A 17,619-nucleotide genomic window follows, 5' to 3' on the forward strand; every position below is an offset into this window, starting at 1 on the left:
GCAAACCCGCAGGAAGGTGAGTATGGTCAAAATCGCATTTCCCACTGAAGAGGATGAAACGATCAGCGCGCACTTGGGCGCGGCGCCCTATTTTACCGTGGTGACGTTGAACGATGACGGCAGCACCACCCTGGAACGGCGGGCCAAACCGGCGCATTCGCACGAACCATCTGAAAGGCACGCGGCCGGGGCGCACCAGGGGGGCCACGGTGCGGCCATGCTGGCGGCGATTGCCGACTGCCAGGTGCTCATTGCACGGGGTATGGGCCAGCCGGCGTATGAACGGGCGCAAGCGCAGGGGCTGACGGTCTACCTGGTGGCCGAGCGCACGGTCAGCGCGGCGCTGGCGGCCTACCGCGCCGGGACGCTGCGCTCCGACCCGCGGCGCGTGCACCGCCACGGTGAGGGGTGAAGGTTTCACGTGAAACCATGGGCTGGCAGGGGGCAATGTAAAAAAGCCGCCCTGCGGGCGGCCGGATGGCGCGTGAAGCCGGCGGCTCATTCCAGAATCTCAGGCGGCGCGGCGGGTTCATCGGTTTCACGTGAAACACTCACGGGCGGGCGCACCGTGGCCGTCCCCAGACGGCCGTTGTGCTCGGCATCCGGGTGCAGGAAGGCCACTGCCACGCCCTTTTCGTCGCTCATCACCAAGTCCAGATGGTGGTCGGGGCAGTAATCGCTGACGCGAATCAGGCGCAGGGCCTCGCCCAGGGCGTGGTGATTGGGCAGGACCTCGTGCAGGCGGTTGGGGGTCTCGTAGAAGAAGGCGCGCGCAAAGCGGGTGTGGCGGTCGTCCAGGTCAATGGCCAGCGGGTAAATCTGCGATTCGAGCAGGTCCTGGAAAAAGTGCGTGCCCAGCGAGGGCTCCGGCGGTAGTCCCAGGCTGTGCCCGGTCAGTTCCACCAGCGCACGCGCGTGGTACACATCCCCGTAGCCCACCGGCACCCCCAGATCGGGGTTGGAACTGCCCCAGCGCCCCGGCCCGATCATGATGAAGCACGTCCCGGCCAGGGCCGTGTTGAGCCGCCCAATCGCGCGCGCCAGTTCCTGGCGCAGCAGGTAGGCCGGCAGGGCAAAGTACGTCTCCGGCGGGATGAACACCACGTGGGTGATGCGCTCCACCGTGCCCTCCGGCACCACGAAGTGGGTGCGGAAGATGATCTGCTCCTCCGGCAGGGCGTGCGGCAGGGCCGCCGCGGCGCGGGGCTGTAACTGACTCTGCGGACGGCATTGGAGCAGGGTCAGGTGCAGGTGCGGGCCCTCGCCGCTTTCGCGCACCTGGGCGGTGAACTCCACATCCACCGGCACGCCGTAGTGCGTTTCCAGCGTGCGCAGCAACTGGCGCATGGCGGCGGCAAAGGGCGTGCGGCGCAGGAAGTCTTCAAAAGTCAGCACCAGGCGGCGCGGATCGCCGGCCAGGTAGCGCCCGCGCAGGGAGGTGAGGAAACCCTCTTCCTCCACCTGCGCCAGGTAGCGCAGTGCGGGGTAGTCGGCTTTGAGCACCTCCGCCACGGGCAAGGTTTTGAAGGTGTTATCTTCCAGGTCAATGACATCCACGTACTGCTGGGAGTAGCGCCGGATCATGCGCACGTCCTTGGAGGGGTGCAGGAGCGGGTGGCTGAGCGCCACCAGGCGCGGAAAATCGTTGCCCACGCGCTCCACCGCGCGCGTTCCCAGCCCCCACACCAGGCGCACAAAGCCATCCTCGCGCCGGATCTGAGGCGCCCAGCGGTAGAGGTTGCGGCTGAAAGCCACCCCCGCCGCCTGGGGCAGGAAGTAGCGCCCGTAGCGTTCGCCCTGCACCACCTGGATCAGAATGGCCATGCGCTCGTCGTAATCCAGCAAGCCGCGCTCCCGGCGGTAGAGCAGAGCATTGGGGTTGAAGGTGGAGGCGTAAACGCGGGCAATGGCGCGCGTGAGCGCGTGCAGGTTCTCTTCCGGGGTGCCCTGGTTGGGCAGGAAGATGCTCTCGTACTTGCCGGCGAACGCCGTACCGAAGTTATCTTCCAGCAGGCTGGAGGAGCGCACGATCAGCGGCTGTTTGCCCACATTGCTGAGCAGAATCTCCAATTTTTGCAGGACGTCCGGCGGAAACTCGCCCGCCTCGCAATCGCGCACGATCTGCGGGTACTCGGCGCGCATCTCGGCTTCGGTCTTGTACTTCTGGTCGTTCCAGTGGTAGAGGTTGTTGATGGCCATGAAGGCGTAGTGCACGTCCGCGCCGAGGAAGTAGGATTCGGGGATGCTCAGGCTCACCCCGGGCCCCAAATCGGCCACCGCTTGCAGGATGCGGTGGGCCAGGATCATCCCCGCGGCTTTGCCGCCGATGCGCCCGGGGCCGATCTTGCGCCGCCGGATGTGCAGCAGATCGCCCACGGTGAACCAGCGCCGCGCAATGGTCACGTAGGGCAACTGGTCGCTGATCAGGTGGCGGATGAGCACCACCTTGGTTTCCTGCAGGCGCGCCTCATAGCGGGCGCGCTGGGGTGGGGGCAGGCGCTCGATGGTGAGGGCCTGCTCGAAGACCAGGTCAATCGGGGCCAGTTCGGGATTGATGGAGAGCATCAGCCCGGCGGCATCCACGCCGCGCTCGCTGAGCACCTCGGCGATCAGGCGCTCCAGGTCATCCAGGGTGAGGTACTGGCTGAATTTGAGGTCCGTCAGTTGATCGCGCACGCGCGCCAGGCGCATCTCCCACACCTCGGCCGGCTCCTCGCTGAAGGGATCGCGCAGTCCCTCGCGGCTCTGTGAGCGCACCGCCAGTTCGCGCGCCTCCGCCTCAAACGCTGCCGGCGTGACCAATCCGCGGGCATATAATTCGCGCCGCATCCGTTCGCGGATGCGGCTGCTGAGGATCGGATATTGCCCAAGGGTGAGGTAAATCTCGATCAGGCGATCGGTCTGACTGGACGGAAACCCCATTGCCTCCTAACCTAAGTGCATCGGCATCAACACGTGAATAAACGATTCATCGCCAATTGGCCGGATGGTGACCGGGGCGTTGTTGGCGTTCATCTCCAGGGCGAAACTGGGGGTTTTGATCACATCCAGCACCTCGCGCAGGAAGCGCACGTTGAAGGCGATCAGCAAGCCCGGCCCCTCGATGTTGGCATCCAGGCTCACCTGGGTGGCGCCGGTCTGCTCGGATTGGGCGGAGACCTCCACCAGGCCGGGGGCATCCGCGCGGGGCTGCAGGTTCAGCCGTACCACGTTGTTGCCCTCGCGGGCGATGATCTCGGCCTGCCGGCAGGCCTTGGCGAAGGCGCCGGTCGAAAGCACGACGTGGGTGCGCGCGGCGCGCGGAATGATGACCTTGTAGTCGGGGAAGTTGCCCTCGATCAGTTGCGAAACCAGTTCGACCTCCCGCTGGCGGAAGACCACCTGGCCGCGCCCGGGCGGGACGAGCATGGTCACGGTTTGCTCGCCATCGGTCAGGATGCGCGCCAGTTCGTTGAGCGCGCGCGCCGGGACGATGAGGCGCAGGGGGGCCGCGGCAGGAGTTTCCAACGTCATCTTGCGCACCGAGATGCGGAAGCCGTCTGTGGCGGCAAAGGTCACTTCCTCACCGGCAATCTCGATCAGCACGCCTTGCAGCACGGGGCGGTTTTCGTCGGTGGAGGCGGCGAACACCACCTGCTGGATCATCTCCTTGAGTTCGGCGGCTTTGAAGACGAGGCCATCACTGCTGTCGGGGGCGGGCATGGGCGGAAATTCATCCGCCGAGATGCCGCGCAATTCGGCCTGGCTGCTACTGCACTGCAGGCTGAGGATGTTGCCGCTGCCGACTTTGAGGCCGAGGGCAATGCTTTCGCTGGGGAAGACGCTGACCATGTCGCTCAGCGTGCGCGCGGGCACAGTCAGTGCGCCCTCTTCGGCAATCTGCGCCGGGATCCAGCAAGAGATGCCCAGTTCCAGGTTGGTGGCCGAGAGGCGCAGGCGGCCCTCGTCGGTGGCCAGCAGGACGTTGGAGAGCACCGGCAGGGTGCTGCGCGTGGCGACTGCACGTGAGACCAGGCTCAGGCCATGGGCTAAATGGGGTTGCTGAACGGTGAGTTTCATGTTGGCTGCCACCCTCCCGCAAGATGCGCATTGAGAAACTTTGCCAAAAGTATACAACGAGAGTGCCCAAATGACCAGTCTTTCACGCTGCCCAAAAAACTCATGCTTGCCCCGGCCTGTGTGTTGTTCGGCCAGGTTGTATAATGGGCTTAGCACGGTCAATGCTCTGGTAGTGAGCGGATAAAAGAGGAGGCAGCGCAATGCATGTGAAAGCCCTGTTTCAAGACCTGGCTCATGCGGCGGGGATCATCTACAGCCTGATGGTGGAGTTTCCGCCGGAGGAGGCGCGTCAGCGCCCGGCGCCCGGGGCGTGGTCGGCGCTGGAAGTGCTGGGCCACCTGATCGAGGAGGAGCGCCACGACTTTCGCCCGCGCCTGGAGGGGGTACTCTTCCACCCCGAACAATCCTGGACGCCGATTGACCCGGCCAGCGCGCCCGAATTGGCCCACTACAACCAGCGCGACCTTGACGAGGTGCTGAGCGAGTTCATGCGCGAACGCGAGCGCTCGGTGGTCTGGCTGGACAGGATCAGAGAGACGGCGGACTGGGAGGCCACCTACCCGGCGCCTTCGGGCCCGATTCGTGCGGGGGATTTGCTGGCGGCGTGGGTGGCGCACGATACCCTGCACCTGCGCCAGTTGGTGGAATTGCGCTACGCGCGCCAGCGCCGCCTGGCCGAGCCGTACCGCGTGGATTACGCCGGTGAGTGGTGAGACCCCACCGCGGATCTGAAATACGGGCGGCACGGGCGTGCCCTGGGTTGCCCCATCCCTATCTGAGAAAGGAATTTTCCCCATGACTCTGCATGTGCTGGTGGCCTATGCCACCAAGTACGGGGCGACGCGCGGCATTGCCGAGCGCATCGCCGAGGTTTTGCGCCAGGCCGGCCTCCAGGTCACCCTGGCCGAGGTTGATCGGGCCGGCTCGCCCACTGCCTACGACGCGGTGGTGCTGGGCAGTGGCGTGTACGCCGGGCGCTGGCTGGCGCCTGCCGCCGCGTATCTGAAAACGCATGCCGGGGCGCTGGCCGAGCGTCCCACCTGGTTGTTTTCCTCCGGGCCAACCGGGAGCGGCGACCCGGTGGCGCTGATGCAGGGCTGGCGCTTCCCGCAGGACCTGCAAGCGCTGGCGGAGCAGATCCGTCCGCGGGACGTGGCTTTCTTCCACGGCGCCATCTGGCCGGAGAAATTGAATCTGGCGGAGCGGCTGATCCTCAAGGCGCTCAAAGCCCCCATCGGTGATTTTCGCGACTGGGCGATGATTGAGGGCTGGGCCCGGCGGATTACGGCGGCGCTGGCAGAAGCCTGAGGTGGGTGCGGGCCCCCCCACCGCCAGCGAGCGCAGAGAGACTTACCGCATATCTGGCGTCATTGGCCAGTATAACCGCCAGATATGCGGGGTTGGGCGGGCCGTCCACTCGGGGGTGGGGGTATAGATGAAGCGCATGAAGCTTATCTGGACGGCATGGAAAGCATGGGGGTTTGGCCAGAAAAGCACGCCCTCGCGCTGGCTGACGTTGACGGCCTGGCGGATCCTCCAGCGGCCGGCGCCCGCCCGGCCGTAGTTCGGCATGGCGCAGGCCCTTCTGCTCCGCGTGCCCGTGCTGGGCTTCGCCCCGCTGCTGCTCAGGCCGTTCATCGGCCCGGTGTTTCTCCTCCGGAAAGGAAAGGTGCCCTGTGAGACCGAAGGTTGTGATTTATGGGGGGTTCGGTAGACGGCCGGCTCACCCTCGGCCCGGAGGTGCTCCTGCTATTCGGCGATCCGCGATGGGAGGCTGTTGCCGCACCGGGTGAGGCACTTGCATGGTTCCCCCCACACGCACCACCCCCGGGCCTTGCTGGAGGGGAGCGGCTCTCTCGTTCCGAGCCACCATCGGGCGGGGGGTCGTTGTCCCGGGCCCGTGGGTGTGCTATAAACGAAGTGAGATGCGGAAAACCCTGTGTGGGCAGATCCCTGGTCGGAGCGCCCAACCGGACGGGTAAGCGCAGGCCAGGAAACGGCGGGGGTGAAAGCCCATCCACGGCGCGGGGTCGGCGGGCACCTGGGCCAGGCACCCGCCGGGACTGCCGGAGGGGGGCGGAGGATCTCCCTTGGCGTGGCGTGAATGCCCTGCCCGCGCGGCGTTTCCACCGAAGACCTGAGGTACTGGTGCTGAAAGGAGGTGGCCCATGCAGGCAATCCGGCTTTGGCCCACGGCGCTGGAAGCGCTCCGCGCGCTGGGCCGACAGTACACCCCCGAGATGAATCGGGTGGCGGCCGAGTTGCGCCTGCCCGACTGGCATGGCTGGTTATTGGAGGCATGGTTGTTCACTCCCGAACCCATCTCGGCGGCGCGCTTGCGCCTGCGTTCTCCCTACACGTCCCCCCAGTGGTACAACGAGCGCCTGGCCGCCGCGGCCGGGCAGGGGTTCCTGGCAGAGGTGCCCGGCACGCCGCAGGCCTACAGCCTGACCGAGTTGGGCCGGTGGGCCGCCGAACGGCTGGTTGAGGCCGGGTATGCGCAGATGACCACGCTCCAGCCCCTGCCGGAGGAGGCCTTGGAGCACCTGGCCGATCTCCTCATGCGTCTGGTGCGGTCTTGCCTGGCGGCCCCCGAGCCCCCCGAAAAGGAGTGCTTGCGGCTCTCGCGGAGGATGGACCCCGGCGCGGAGGCGTGTGGGGTGATTCGCATTGATCAGTATTTGAGCGATTTGGCAGCCTACCGCGACGACGCTCACCTGGCCGCCTGGCGCCCTCACGCCGTGGAAGGACCGGCGTGGGAGGCCTTCACCTACCTTTGGCGCGGGGAGGCCGCCACGCTGGATGACCTGTGCCAGAAGTTGAAGCACCGCGGCTTTACGCGCGAGGATTACCAATGCGCGCTGGCAGCGCTGCTCGAGCGCGGCTGGGTGGCAGAAAGCGCAGGGGCCTACCGGGTGACCGAGGTGGGAAACGAAATCCGCCAGGCGGCCGAGGAAACGACGGATCGCTACTTTTATGCCCCCTGGGCTTGCCTGAGCGCGGAGGAAGTGGCAGACCTGCAGAGCGCGCTGGTGCGCTTTCGCGACGCGCTGTAAAAGCCTGCGGGGTTGCGGCTTACCGGCCCGTTGGGCGGCGCGGTGGGACCATCGCCGCGGGGCCGGCGGGGTCCTGGGCGCATGCGGGGTTCTGGTGGGGGTGCCCCGTTGAACCGGTGGAAATGGGGGAAAACCGCTCTTCCCCCAGGGGGTGATCACGCTGACCGGCCACACCTACGTGGATGCCAACAGCCCGCGGGCGTACCTCGTGGACGAGGCGGGCCAAACTAAAATTAAAAGGTGGATAGCACCTGGATACCGGGATCTCCAATGGTAAATATGTGTTCGGACTGTCCGCCGGGGATGGTGATATTGAGGAGCATAATACAGGCGATAGCCTCAAGGCCTACCTGTATCGAGACGACAGCCCGGACCTCAAAAAACAAACGCGGTGGTTGACGGCGGACTTTGGCACTCACCAATAAGGACGAGAAATGGCAGGTGGATGTCTGGTGCTTTGATTGCACTGCGGAAGGGGTAGTGTTCGAGTACCGCGAATTTACCGGCCTGGAAGGGGGAACGAAGCACAATACGGGCCTGCTTACCGGGGACTATTCCCTTCTGCGGCATCGTCGGGCAGGCGGCGCTGTACATATAAATGCGGATGACGTTCAACTGGTGATCTGGGAGGCCTACATGGTATGGAAGCGGTCCCGAATGGCAGGCGGTGGTGGATTTTATCACGGAGGAAGGGGAGGAAACCCGGAATGTCAATGTGCTGTGTGTGGACAGGGAGTTTGTCAAGTTCGAAGTCCCGCCCTCGTGCTGGGGCTCTCAACGTCATCCCCCTTGCCCGGAACCCCTTTAGAAGGGCAAAGGGGGGTGACGCAGGGCTGGGGGGTGGCGGGGCCACGGTGCCGCACCCCCCGCCGATTTAAGGGCAGGGGGATAAGGCGCAAGGTGCGCCTCGAGAGCCGGCCCAGCCCCAAACCGGCGCTCAGCGGGCGGGCATTTGCTTTTCCGCCCGCGGGGGTGTTGACACCCCGGCGCGGGGCGCGGTAGACTAATGATAGGGCACCGCCCCCGCCCGGAGGCGTCGCTCCTTGCCGTGGGTCACGCACCCGGCTGGTGGGGTGCCCCTGACTCTTTAGAAGTCTTCCGGGTGTACGTAGGGTGCGCTCCACAGGGCCACCTGCATCACCACCGATTTGAACCAGGCCTGGTGCATCTTTTCCACCTCTTCGGGGCTGTGGCCTTTACGCGCCAGGAAGGGTTTGATGGTGGCGGTGATGGGGTAGATAAAAGCCACCAGATAGCGGTGATGCACGATCGGCACGGCCTCGACGCCGTCGGTGCGGTTTTTCTTACTGCGGTGGTGGCGCAAGCCGATCTCGTGCTGGTAGTTCAGCCAGTCCTGATCGTAGGGGCGGGTGCAGGTATCCAGGATCCACTGCCCAAACCGCCGGCGTACGGCAGCCAGGTATTCGGCGTTGGGGTTGCCGTGGCCATCGGTGAAGTAGTAAACCAGGTGGGGGTGAGAACCCACAAACCCGTACCATACGTCCAGGATCTCTTCGATCTGGTCGGCCAGCACCTCACCGGCCAGACGCAGGTAGTGCTCGTCTTCCGGGCCGAAGAGCACGGCCTGTTTGAGGTGCTCCAGATCGGTCGGGCTTAGCGGGGAACGCGCTTCCGTCAAGCCATAGGTGTAACCGGGAATGGCGCTCATGGTGAACCTCCTTTTGGGGATAGATGGGAATGCAGAGGGTTTATTCCAATGCGGGCAGCAGAGACAGTGCCCAATCTAGGTCGGTGGCTTGGGGTTCGGTCAGAATAATTTTGCGTTTGCCGGTCCCGATCACCAGCGTGGGGGTACTGCGGAAGCCGTGGTTGATGAAAATCACGAAGTGCTCGGCGGTAGGATCGTTGGCGATATTGACTTCGTGGAAGGGTACGCTCCGTGCTTGCAGGTCAGCCCGGGTGCGGGCGGTATCCTCGCAATCCTGGGCACCGAAGAGGGTGATCGAGACGGGCATGGGCATCACCTCCTTTCAGGGGGAACGCGGGATGAAATCGGGACACTCTAAGTAGGTATTGGGTTCGGGCAGGGGGGCATCCACGAAGGCGCAATGGTGTGGCGCAGTGGGGTCGTTGGGGTGGGCGTTGGGGCGGAAAAACTGACAGCCCCAGCACATTTCGTACACCACCACGTGGCCCGCCTGCTGGAGGACGCGCACCAGCGCCTGAGTGGCCTGGAGCAGGGCTTCCTGCTGGGTGGGCGGCAGGGTCGCCAGGGCCGCTTCGAGGTCATCGAGCAGGTCTTCGAGGGCATTCACCTTGTGTGCGCCGGCGGGAGTGAGTGCCAGGGTGATGACGCGCTGGTCGGCGGGGAGAGGCTGCCGCCGGATCAGCCCCTTGCGTTCGAGCGCATCGGCCACTTCACTGGCAGTGGCGGGCGCGCAACCCAGGCGCTGGGCCAGCCCGCCGATGGTGCGCACACCCGGGCGGGCATACTTGAGGAAAAGCAAGGCCTGAGCCTGAGCCGGGGAAAGTCCATGTGCCTGGGCCCGTTCGCGCAGGCGGTGCTGTAGCCCCTGGCTGAGGCGGTACAGCCCTACCAGGGTCTGTGCAAGGGGGGTGGTGCGGGAACGCGGATCTAAACCTGACATTATTTCGTACTCCTAAATAATTATAGGAAAATAGAGTAAATTTGTCAAGATATATCTGGGCAGGAGCACCGGCTCAAAAGGCGCGGTAGATGAAAGGGGAAAACGCGCCCGGACCAACGGGCCGTCGTCTGATGACCTAGAGGGCCGCCAGCAGGCTCTCCTTGATGCCACCAACCTGCCCTTCCTGGCGACGATGAGGCTCTTTTCGGTTCACTGCCACCCTGCTTCCGTTATAATACCTTAACGCCCGTCCTTCGTATGGACTAGATGGGAGTTCGTACGCAATGTCAGCCTTGGACGGGGTAGGGCGGTTGGCTGGTGGGCAGAGCGCACCCGGGCATTCCGGGCACCCGCTCAGGAGCGGCGCGGTGTGCCCCCCTCCCGCAGGGGTTGTGAGGAGCAGGTTTTGAACGAATACGTTCTGATTGGGGCTTCTGCCCTTCTCCTCATCAGTGTTCTGGCCAGTAAGATTTCCGACCGCTTTGGCGTGCCGGCTCTCTTGCTCTTCTTGATTCTGGGAATGCTGGCCGGATCGGATGGGCCGGGCGGTATCTACTTCGATGATCCGGCGGTGGCGCAGTTTGTGGGGGTGTGCGCGCTGATTCTGATTCTGTTCTCGGGCGGGCTTAGCACGGAATGGAAGAAGGTGCGCCTGGTGACTAAGGAGGGGCTGCTGCTCGCCACGCTGGGGGTGCTTCTGACGGCGCTGGCGGTGGGCTTTTTTGCCCACTGGCTGCTCAATCTCTCGCTGATGGAGGGGCTACTGCTCGGCGCCATCGTCTCATCCACGGATGCGGCGGCGGTTTTTTCGGTGCTGCGCTCCAAAGGGATAAATCTGAAAGGCAAACTCAAGCCCCTGCTGGAATTGGAGTCGGGCAGTAATGACCCAATGGCGATCTTCCTCACCATCGGTTTGATCCAGTACATCCAGCAGCCCGAGACCTCGCCGCTGGCGCTGGTGGGGTTATTTTTCAAACAGATGCTCATCGGCGCCGGCCTGGGGTATGGCATGGGGAGGGTCATGCTGTACCTGATCAACCACCTCAAATTGGGGTACGAGGGGCTTTATCCCGTCCTGACCCTGGCGCTCGTCTTCCTCACCTTTGGATTGACCGCGGTCTGCGGTGGAAGCGGCTTTTTGGCCGTCTACCTGGCCGGGTTGGTTCTGGGGCAGCATCATTTCATCCACAAGAAGAGTCTGGGACGCTTCCATGACGGGATGGCCTGGATCATGCAGATCATCATGTTCTTGACGCTCGGCTTGCTGGTCTTTCCTTCGCGCCTGGTTCCCATTCTGGGGCCGGGATTGCTCATTGCCGTTTGGTTAATGGGGGTTGCCCGTCCTCTGAGTGTGTTCCTTAGTTTGCTTCCCAGCGCGTTGCACTGGCGGGAAAAGGCGTTCGTTTCCTGGGTGGGCTTGCGCGGTGCGGCCCCCATCATTCTGGCGACGTTCCCCTTTCTCGCCGGGCTTCCGCAAGCCGAACTCATTTTCAATGTGATTTTCTTCGTCGTGCTGACGTCCGTGTTACTGCAGGGCACTTCCATCCCCTATGTGGCCAAATGGCTGGGCGTGGATGCGCCCCTTCTCCCCCGCCGTGTGTATCCCATTGAATACACCCCCATGGAGGGATTGAAGGGCGAACTCAAGGAAATCCACATCCCCCCTGATTCCAGACTGGTTGGAAAAGCCATTGTGGAACTGGGGCTTCCGGACGACTTTTTGATCATCCTGGTTGCCCGCGGGAAGGATTTTGTGCTGCCAAGCGGGGGCACCGTGCTCCAGGGTGGGGACGTGCTGCTGGTGCTCTCCGATCCGGGCTCCTTGAAGGATATCGTTGCCAGGTTCGGCTTGCCCGACCCTGAGTCGGCAGGCTGAGGGGGGTGGGCAGGCAGGGCCGGGATCGGGCAAGGGGCGCGGGGCATAAACCGCCGGGCAGCCTGAACATTCGGGCGCATGAAAGCATTGACCCGTGGAGCGCAGATAACTATAATGGATGTAACGATTAAGTTTTTCCTTAAACGTCATGCGCAAGGTGTTCCTCTGCTCCGATCCCGAGGTGGCGCGCCGGGTCAGCGACCCGCACCGGATGCGCCTGCTGGGCCTGCTCATGCGCAGGCCGGCCACTCTCACCCAACTGGCGCAGGCGGTGGGGCAATCCCCGGCCTGGGTGCGCCACCACCTCAGCGTGCTGGTGGAAGCCGGGGTGGTGGAATTAAGCGAGGTGCGCAAGCGCGGGCGTGTCACTGAGAAGTACTACCGGGCGTGCAGCGAGGGACTGCTTTTCCAGCACTGGGTACTGCCGGCGGTTTCTCAACCCGTGGTCATCTTCGCAGGGAGTCACGACTTGGCGCTGGAGCAACTGGCCGAAGCGCTGGAACCCCACCTCCTGCTCCTGGCCATGCCGCAGGGCTCGCTCAATGGGCTGGTGGCCCTGCGGCAGGGGCTTTGCCACCTGGCGGGGGCGCACCTGCATGAACCCGGAGGCGATTTCAACCTGCCCACCCTGCGCCACCTTTTCCCCGATCGCACCGTGGGGGTGGTCACCCTGGCGTACCGCATCCAGGGGTTGATGGTGGCTCCCGGCAACCCCCTCGGCCTGCGTGACCTGAGCGACCTGGCCCGCCCGGGGCTGCGCTGGGTAGGGCGCAACCCGGGGTCAGGCACGCACCTGTGGATGCAGCAGACGGTGCGGCGCCTGGGGCTGGCCCTGCCGGCCCCCCGGCAGGTGGTCAGCACCCACACCGAGGCGGCGGCACTGGTGGCGCAGGGGCAGGCCGATGTGGCGGTGGGGCTGGAAGCCGCGGCGGCGCGCTTCGGGTTGGTCTTCATCCCCCTGTTTGCCGAGCGCTACGACCTGGTCTTTGGCATGGAACAGCGCGAGCGCCTCGCGCCCCTGCTGGATTTTCTGCAAAGCGCGGCCTATCGCCGCCGCGTGCGCGCTCTGCCCGGCTACGATCCCGCTCAGAGCGGAACTCTTCTCTCGTTGGAGGAATGATATGAAGCGTTGGTGGTCTTTCCTCGTGAGTGTGGCCTTGAGCATGGGGCTGGCCGCCTGTGCCGCCCGCCCGGCGGGTGTGACGCCCCCGGCCACGCTGATCCTGGCCACCACCACCAGCACGCAGGATAGCGGATTGCTGGACGTGCTCATCCCCCGCTTTGAAGCCCAGAGCGGCTATCCGGTCAAGGTGGTGGCGGTGGGGAGCGGCCAGGCGCTTAAGATGGGGGAGCGGGGCGACGCAGATGTGTTGCTGGTGCATTCCCCGGAGGCCGAGGAGGCGTTTATGCAGGCCGGGTGGGGGAAAGATCGCGTGCAGGTCATGCACAACGATTTCATCCTGCTGGGCCCGCCGGAGGATGCGGCCCAGGTGCAGGGGGCAGATATCCTCACGGCATTGCGCCGCATTGCGGCCCGGGGGGCGCGGTTCGTCTCACGGGGGGATCAATCGGGCACCCACGCTCTGGAACTGCGCCTGTGGGAATCCGCCGGCCTCCAACCGCAGGGGCAGGCCTGGTACCTGGAGACGGGGCAGGGCATGGGCGCCACGCTGATGGTGGCGGCGGAGAAGCGGGCCTACACCCTGAGCGACCGGGGTACCTACCTGGCATACCGCGCGAAGATCGGCCTGCGCCCGCTGGTGGAAGGCGACCCCCGCCTGCAAAACATCTACCACGTCATTACCGTCAACCCCGAAAAGTGGCCGCACGTCAATTACGTGGGTGCGCGGGCTTTCCTGGAATTTCTGCTTGACCCCGAAACGCAGCGCCGGATCGGTACATTCGGGGTGGAAACCTACGGCGAACCTCTGTTTGTGCCCGATGCCATAACCCCCTGACGTGAGGAAGACACATGATCCCAGAGGCCGAGATCTGGCAGATTACCGCGCTCTCGCTGCGCATCTCCCTGACCGCTACCGGGCTGAGCCTGTTCCTGGGGCTGCCCCTGGGCACCTGGCTGGCGCTGGGGCGCTTCCGCGGGCAGACGTTTCTGCTCAGCCTGATCAACACCGGGATGGGGCTCCCGCCAGTGGTGGTGGGGCTGGTGGTGGCCATGCTGCTCTGGCGCTCCGGCCCGCTGGGTGGGCTGAACCTGATTTACACCCCCACTGCCATTGTGATTGCCCAAACCCTGATCGCCCTGCCGGTGGTGACCGGGCTGACCGCCTCGGCCCTGCAACAACTGGATGTGCGCCTACAGTGGCAACTGGCCGGGCTGGGCGCCTCGCGGGTGCAGATGGTGCTGGTGCTGTGGCGCGAGGCGCGTCTGCCGATCCTGGCCGCGCTAATGGCGGGGTTCGGGGCGGTGATCTCGGAGGTGGGGGCTTCGATGATGGTGGGGGGCAACATAAAGGGGCAGACGCGCGTGCTGACCACGGCGATTGTGCTGGAAACCAGCAGGGGTGCCTTTGATCGGGCGCTGGCGCTGGGAGCGCTGCTCCTGGGGCTGACCTTCCTCGTCAATTGGGGGCTCACCCTCCTGCAACAGCGAGGACGACGATGAAGCCTTTGCTGGAAGTCCACCGGTTGTGCGTACCGCGTAATGCCCATTTTGCCGTGCAGGTGGAGCGGCTGACGGTGTATGCCGGCGAGACCCTGGTGCTGATCGGCCCGAACGGAGCGGGGAAGACAACCCTGCTCCTGGGGCTGGCGCGCATTCTCAAGGCGACGCAGGGAAGCCTGCGCCTGAACGGCGAGGAAATCCGGGATGACCTGACCTACCGCCGGCATTTGGGGCTGGTGTTGCAGGATGCCCTGCTGGTGAGCACCACGGTGTGGAACAACGTGGCGCTGGGACTGCGGTTTCGGGGGCTACCCGCCGCGGAGATCCGCCAGCGCACCCGGCGCTGGCTGGAGCGCCTGGGGGTGGCGCACCTGGCCGGGCGGCCGGCAACCCAACTTTCGGGGGGTGAAGCCCGGCGGGTCAGCCTGGCGCGCGCGCTGGCGCTGGAACCCACCTTGCTGCTGCTAGATGAGCCGTTTGCGGGGCTGGACGCACCCACCCGCGAGCGCCTGCGCGAGGACTTTCACGCCATCCTGAGCGAGACGCGCACCACCGCCATCCTGGTCACCCACGAACTGGAAGAAGCGTGCACCCTGGCCACGCGGGTGGCGGTCATGCTCGCGGGGCGGGTGGTGCAGGTGGGGCCTGTGCAAGAGGTCTTTGCCCGGCCGGTCAATGCGGCCGTGGGTGCCTACCTCCGGCGCCTGGGGGCGGAGGAACGCGCGGCCTATTCCTGAATCTCGCGGAATTCGCCTTCGATCACCTCGGGCGGGGTGGAAGCCGGCGCCGGGCCCTCCACCAGGGCGCGCCAGTGCTCCGCCACTACCTCGGGTGGGCAGAGTTCCACAAAGATGGCCATGCCCAGCCAGACCACGGCGGCATCGTCGAGCGGGCCGATGACCAGGTCGGGGATGAAGAGGTAAGCCAGCGAGAGCACGGGGATGAGTTTGATCAGCGGATGCACGCGCCGATCGCGCAGCAGGCGCAAGATCAGGCGGGCGCGGGTGATCAGGTTACCGCCCTCGAAGGGCTGAATGGATCGGGGGAGTGAGCGGGGCATTTATTCACCTCCGCGTTCATTATACCGCTCAAAGAGGCGCCGGCGACGCCAGCGCAGGTAGGGGGCAACCAGTTTGCGCACCAGGTACTTGGCGACGATGGGAGAAAACCAACTGCCCCCATCGCGGAAGTGGACGCGTAGCATCTCCGGCCAGCAGCGGTCATCGGCCAGGATGGTCTTGGCGTCGCCGTGCAGGCGGAAATTGGCCCACACCCGCGGGACGTAGTGCAGGGGGGCCTCGCGTGCCAGCCGCACCCAAAGGTCGTAGTCCATGGCGAAGTAGAAGGTGGGGTCCAGCGGGCCGACCTTGCGCCACAGGGCGGCGCGGAAGAAAGCGGCCTGCTGGGGAATGTGCACGTAGCCGCGGCGCAGGCGGCGGTAATCGGTCTGGGCGGCCGGGAAGCGCCCGATGACGCGCCCGTGCTCGTCAATGTAGTGGGCATCCCCGTACACCAGGCCCACGTCGGGGTGAGCCTGGAGGTAGGCCACGGCCTCGCGCACGGCGCCGGGCTCGTAGGTGTCATCGGAGTTGAGCCAGGCCAGGATCTCGCCGTGGGCATGGGCAAAGCCCTTGTTGATCGCATCCGTCTGGCCGCGGTCGGGCTCGGAGACCCACCAGGCCAGGCGGTCGGCGTAGCGGCGGATGATCTCCAGGCTGCCGTCGGTGGAGCCGCCATCCACGATGATATATTCCAAGCGCGGGTAGTCCTGGCTGAGCACGGAGCGGATGGTGGCTTCCAGGAAGCGCGCCTGATTGAAGGACGGCGTGACGATGGAGACCAGCGGCAGGTCGTTCATGGGGTTCCCTTAGGATGACGTAAGTCAAAAATCAGATAGCCATCCCCCTGGTCCAGAAGTGTATAGTGTTGTTCCAGGGTTTGTTTAAGAACAGGCTGATTCTCATATTCGCCCATTAACGTGATCAAAAAATAATCAAAGCCTTCAATGTGGGCCTGGAATTCGTGCAAGATGTCTTCGGGGGAACCGCCACTCAACTGACGCAGGAAGAGATCCCCTTGAGTGGGCCAAATACCAGCATCTTTCCATCCCCAGTAGGCCAGGCGATAGCCATAATCATGGGTCAGTGCCATGACGCTGCCGTTTGCCAGTTTTTCACCCAGAGTTGCCCAGAAAGAGGCCTCATGGCGGTAATCGTTGCGCTTCAGGGTTACCCGGATATCCCACAGATTGTTGGCAAAAAGGATCACCAATACCCCGATCAGGACAGCCGTTGCAAACTTACTGAACGTTAATTCACGCAAGCGCTGATAAACCGTATCCACGACTGGGGAGATGGAGAGCGCCATGAGGGGGATCAGAGGAAGGTGATAGTAGTCGTGGGTCATGTAGTGATAAGAAAAGGCAAAACCGAGGGCAAAATAACCCAGCCACAAAATGAGTAACCAACGTCGGTGGGTGGGAGAGGCGCTTAAGAATATGCCGGCCAAACCCAGGGCGAATAAATACCGTGACCCAACCACATGTTCGATTTGCCCCAACCACCGAATGTAAAAAACGGGGTCAATCCACAATTGTGGGAAGAAACGGCCACTGAACTGACTTTTAAGAAAGCCGCTGATCCAGACCCCGTATATGGTGTAAACCCCTGTGGGCAGAACGGACAGGATGAGAATCACCCAGGCCTGGGGTTGACGCCAGATTTGCAAGTGGTAGCGTTCGAATAAGAGTAGAAGTAGGGGGGGTAGGACGAGAAAAACCACCAAATTTTTGACCAGAATGGCCAGTCCGGCCAGCAAACCTGCCACGACAGCGCGTTGGAAGGTGGGGGATTCGTACCAGGTATAGGCTCCCCACCAGGCCCAAACCATCAGGGAGACCATCAACGGGTCGGGTTGAAAGGAGCGGCTAGCGATACCGCCATAAGGGACGGAAAGGTAGACCCCCAAGGCAATCAGTCCGATGACCCAATTGCGCCCCAGCCGGCGTCCTAGCCAGAACACGGGAAGTCCCCCCAACACCCAGAAGAGGCTGGAATATATCCGTGCCACCCACAACTGTAGGCCCGTAAAGCGATAAGTTTGGGCAACCAGGAATTCCATGATAGGGGGCTCGATGATCCCGATTTCTCTCCATTGGCGTATGGCGATCTGGCGCTGCCATTCAGGCATATTGGTAGCAAAAGCGGCATAGAGGCCACGCGCTTTGAGGGCTGAGAACAGTTGCCGGGTGGCGTGGAAATCGAGGGGCAAATCGGTAAGGTCGTAGAGGCGAATGCCGAGCCCAATCAGGAGAAAGAGGCTGACCCAAAAAGTTATCCAGAAGGAGTTTTTGTGTCTCATTGTGATTCCTGACATTGATTTCACCAGCGGCAGGTC

General features: G+C 64.0%; 18 protein-coding genes. 9 read left to right on the forward strand and 9 right to left on the reverse strand.

Features of this window, described 5'->3' with window-relative positions:
* Positions 1-22: 22 nt before the first annotated feature.
* Positions 23-412, forward strand: coding sequence for a NifB/NifX family molybdenum-iron cluster-binding protein (locus tag SE15_RS13150; RefSeq protein WP_054522591.1), 390 nt, complete (start codon positions 23-25; stop codon positions 410-412).
* 86 nt (positions 413-498) lie between these two features.
* Here the strand turns inward: SE15_RS13150 and SE15_RS13155 are convergent, their stop codons facing one another.
* Positions 499-2,922, reverse strand: coding sequence for a PEP/pyruvate-binding domain-containing protein (locus SE15_RS13155; RefSeq protein WP_054522592.1), 2,424 nt, complete (start codon positions 2,920-2,922; stop codon positions 499-501).
* A 6-nt stretch (positions 2,923-2,928) separates the two neighbouring features.
* Positions 2,929-4,059 (reverse strand): DNA polymerase III subunit beta, encoded by a 1,131-nt coding sequence (dnaN, locus tag SE15_RS13160; protein ID WP_054522593.1) that lies wholly within the window; start codon positions 4,057-4,059, stop codon positions 2,929-2,931.
* Between the two features lie 200 nt (positions 4,060-4,259).
* Between dnaN and SE15_RS13165 the strand changes: the two genes are divergently transcribed.
* Positions 4,260-4,772, forward strand: a complete 513-nt coding sequence (locus SE15_RS13165) for a DinB family protein (protein WP_054522594.1) — start codon at positions 4,260-4,262, stop codon at positions 4,770-4,772.
* An 82-nt stretch (positions 4,773-4,854) separates the two neighbouring features.
* Entirely contained in the window at positions 4,855-5,367 is a 513-nt protein-coding gene (locus SE15_RS13170) for a flavodoxin domain-containing protein (protein WP_083461952.1), read from the forward strand.
* Positions 5,368-5,409: 42 nt separating this feature from the next.
* Here SE15_RS13170 and SE15_RS13175 read toward each other — a convergent pair whose 3' ends face one another.
* Entirely contained in the window at positions 5,410-5,631 is a 222-nt protein-coding gene (locus SE15_RS13175) for a hypothetical protein (RefSeq protein WP_152965635.1), read from the reverse strand.
* 596 nt (positions 5,632-6,227) lie between these two features.
* On the opposite strand from SE15_RS13175, the gene SE15_RS13180 reads away from it, so the two are divergent.
* Positions 6,228-7,115, forward strand: a complete 888-nt coding sequence (locus tag SE15_RS13180) for a helix-turn-helix domain-containing protein (protein WP_054522596.1) — start codon at positions 6,228-6,230, stop codon at positions 7,113-7,115.
* A 1,087-nt stretch (positions 7,116-8,202) separates the two neighbouring features.
* On the opposite strand, the gene SE15_RS13185 is transcribed toward SE15_RS13180, so the two are convergent.
* From SE15_RS13185 to SE15_RS13195, 3 genes are read right to left on the reverse strand one after another with little or no spacing between them, the layout of a single operon-like run.
* Complete coding sequence (locus tag SE15_RS13185; RefSeq protein WP_054522597.1) at positions 8,203-8,784, reverse strand: protoglobin domain-containing protein; 582 nt, start codon at positions 8,782-8,784, stop codon at positions 8,203-8,205.
* A gap of 40 nt (positions 8,785-8,824) precedes the next feature.
* Positions 8,825-9,091, reverse strand: coding sequence for a glutaredoxin family protein (locus SE15_RS13190; protein ID WP_054522598.1), 267 nt, complete (start codon positions 9,089-9,091; stop codon positions 8,825-8,827).
* A 15-nt stretch (positions 9,092-9,106) separates the two neighbouring features.
* Positions 9,107-9,724 carry a MarR family winged helix-turn-helix transcriptional regulator gene (locus SE15_RS13195; protein ID WP_054522599.1) on the reverse strand — a complete coding sequence of 206 codons (618 nt, stop codon included), beginning with the start codon at positions 9,722-9,724 and terminating at the stop codon, positions 9,107-9,109.
* A 406-nt stretch (positions 9,725-10,130) separates the two neighbouring features.
* Here SE15_RS13195 and SE15_RS13200 point away from each other — a divergent pair, with 406 nt between their 5' ends.
* The 5 genes from SE15_RS13200 (at position 10,131) to SE15_RS13220 (ending at position 14,960) form a co-directional block, all read left to right on the forward strand.
* The gene (locus SE15_RS13200; protein ID WP_054522600.1) at positions 10,131-11,600 is read left to right on the forward strand and encodes a potassium/proton antiporter; all 1,470 of its coding nucleotides are present in this window, start codon (positions 10,131-10,133) and stop codon (positions 11,598-11,600) included.
* A gap of 148 nt (positions 11,601-11,748) precedes the next feature.
* Complete coding sequence (locus SE15_RS13205; protein ID WP_054522601.1) at positions 11,749-12,720, forward strand: substrate-binding domain-containing protein; 972 nt, start codon at positions 11,749-11,751, stop codon at positions 12,718-12,720.
* A 1-nt stretch (position 12,721) separates the two neighbouring features.
* A complete protein-coding gene (locus tag SE15_RS13210) occupies positions 12,722-13,558 on the forward strand; it encodes a substrate-binding domain-containing protein (RefSeq protein WP_054522602.1) in 837 nt (278 codons plus the stop codon).
* Positions 13,559-13,572: 14 nt separating this feature from the next.
* Positions 13,573-14,223: an ABC transporter permease gene (locus tag SE15_RS13215; protein ID WP_054522603.1), complete on the forward strand. Its 651-nt coding sequence runs from the start codon at positions 13,573-13,575 to the stop codon at positions 14,221-14,223.
* Positions 14,220-14,960: an ABC transporter ATP-binding protein gene (locus tag SE15_RS13220; protein ID WP_054522604.1), complete on the forward strand. Its 741-nt coding sequence runs from the start codon at positions 14,220-14,222 to the stop codon at positions 14,958-14,960. Before SE15_RS13215 ends, SE15_RS13220 begins: the two co-directional genes overlap by 4 nt.
* Here SE15_RS13220 and SE15_RS14390 read toward each other — a convergent pair.
* From SE15_RS14390 to SE15_RS13235, 3 genes are read right to left on the reverse strand one after another with little or no spacing between them, the layout of a single operon-like run.
* Complete coding sequence (locus SE15_RS14390; RefSeq protein ID WP_054522605.1) at positions 14,951-15,283, reverse strand: YkvA family protein; 333 nt, start codon at positions 15,281-15,283, stop codon at positions 14,951-14,953. The two genes, SE15_RS13220 and SE15_RS14390, sit on opposite strands and share 10 nt — an antisense overlap.
* Positions 15,284-16,081 carry a glycosyltransferase family 2 protein gene (locus tag SE15_RS13230; protein ID WP_054522606.1) on the reverse strand — a complete coding sequence of 266 codons (798 nt, stop codon included), beginning with the start codon at positions 16,079-16,081 and terminating at the stop codon, positions 15,284-15,286.
* On the reverse strand, positions 16,078-17,583 hold the full coding sequence (locus tag SE15_RS13235; protein ID WP_160316714.1) for an ArnT family glycosyltransferase: 1,506 nt from the start codon (positions 17,581-17,583) through the stop codon (positions 16,078-16,080). Before SE15_RS13235 ends, SE15_RS13230 begins: the two co-directional genes overlap by 4 nt.
* Between the last annotated feature and the right edge of the window lie 36 nt (positions 17,584-17,619).

It is taken from the genome of Thermanaerothrix daxensis (genome assembly GCF_001306145.1).
GTDB classification, from domain to species: Bacteria; Chloroflexota; Anaerolineae; order Anaerolineales; family Anaerolineaceae; genus Thermanaerothrix; species Thermanaerothrix daxensis.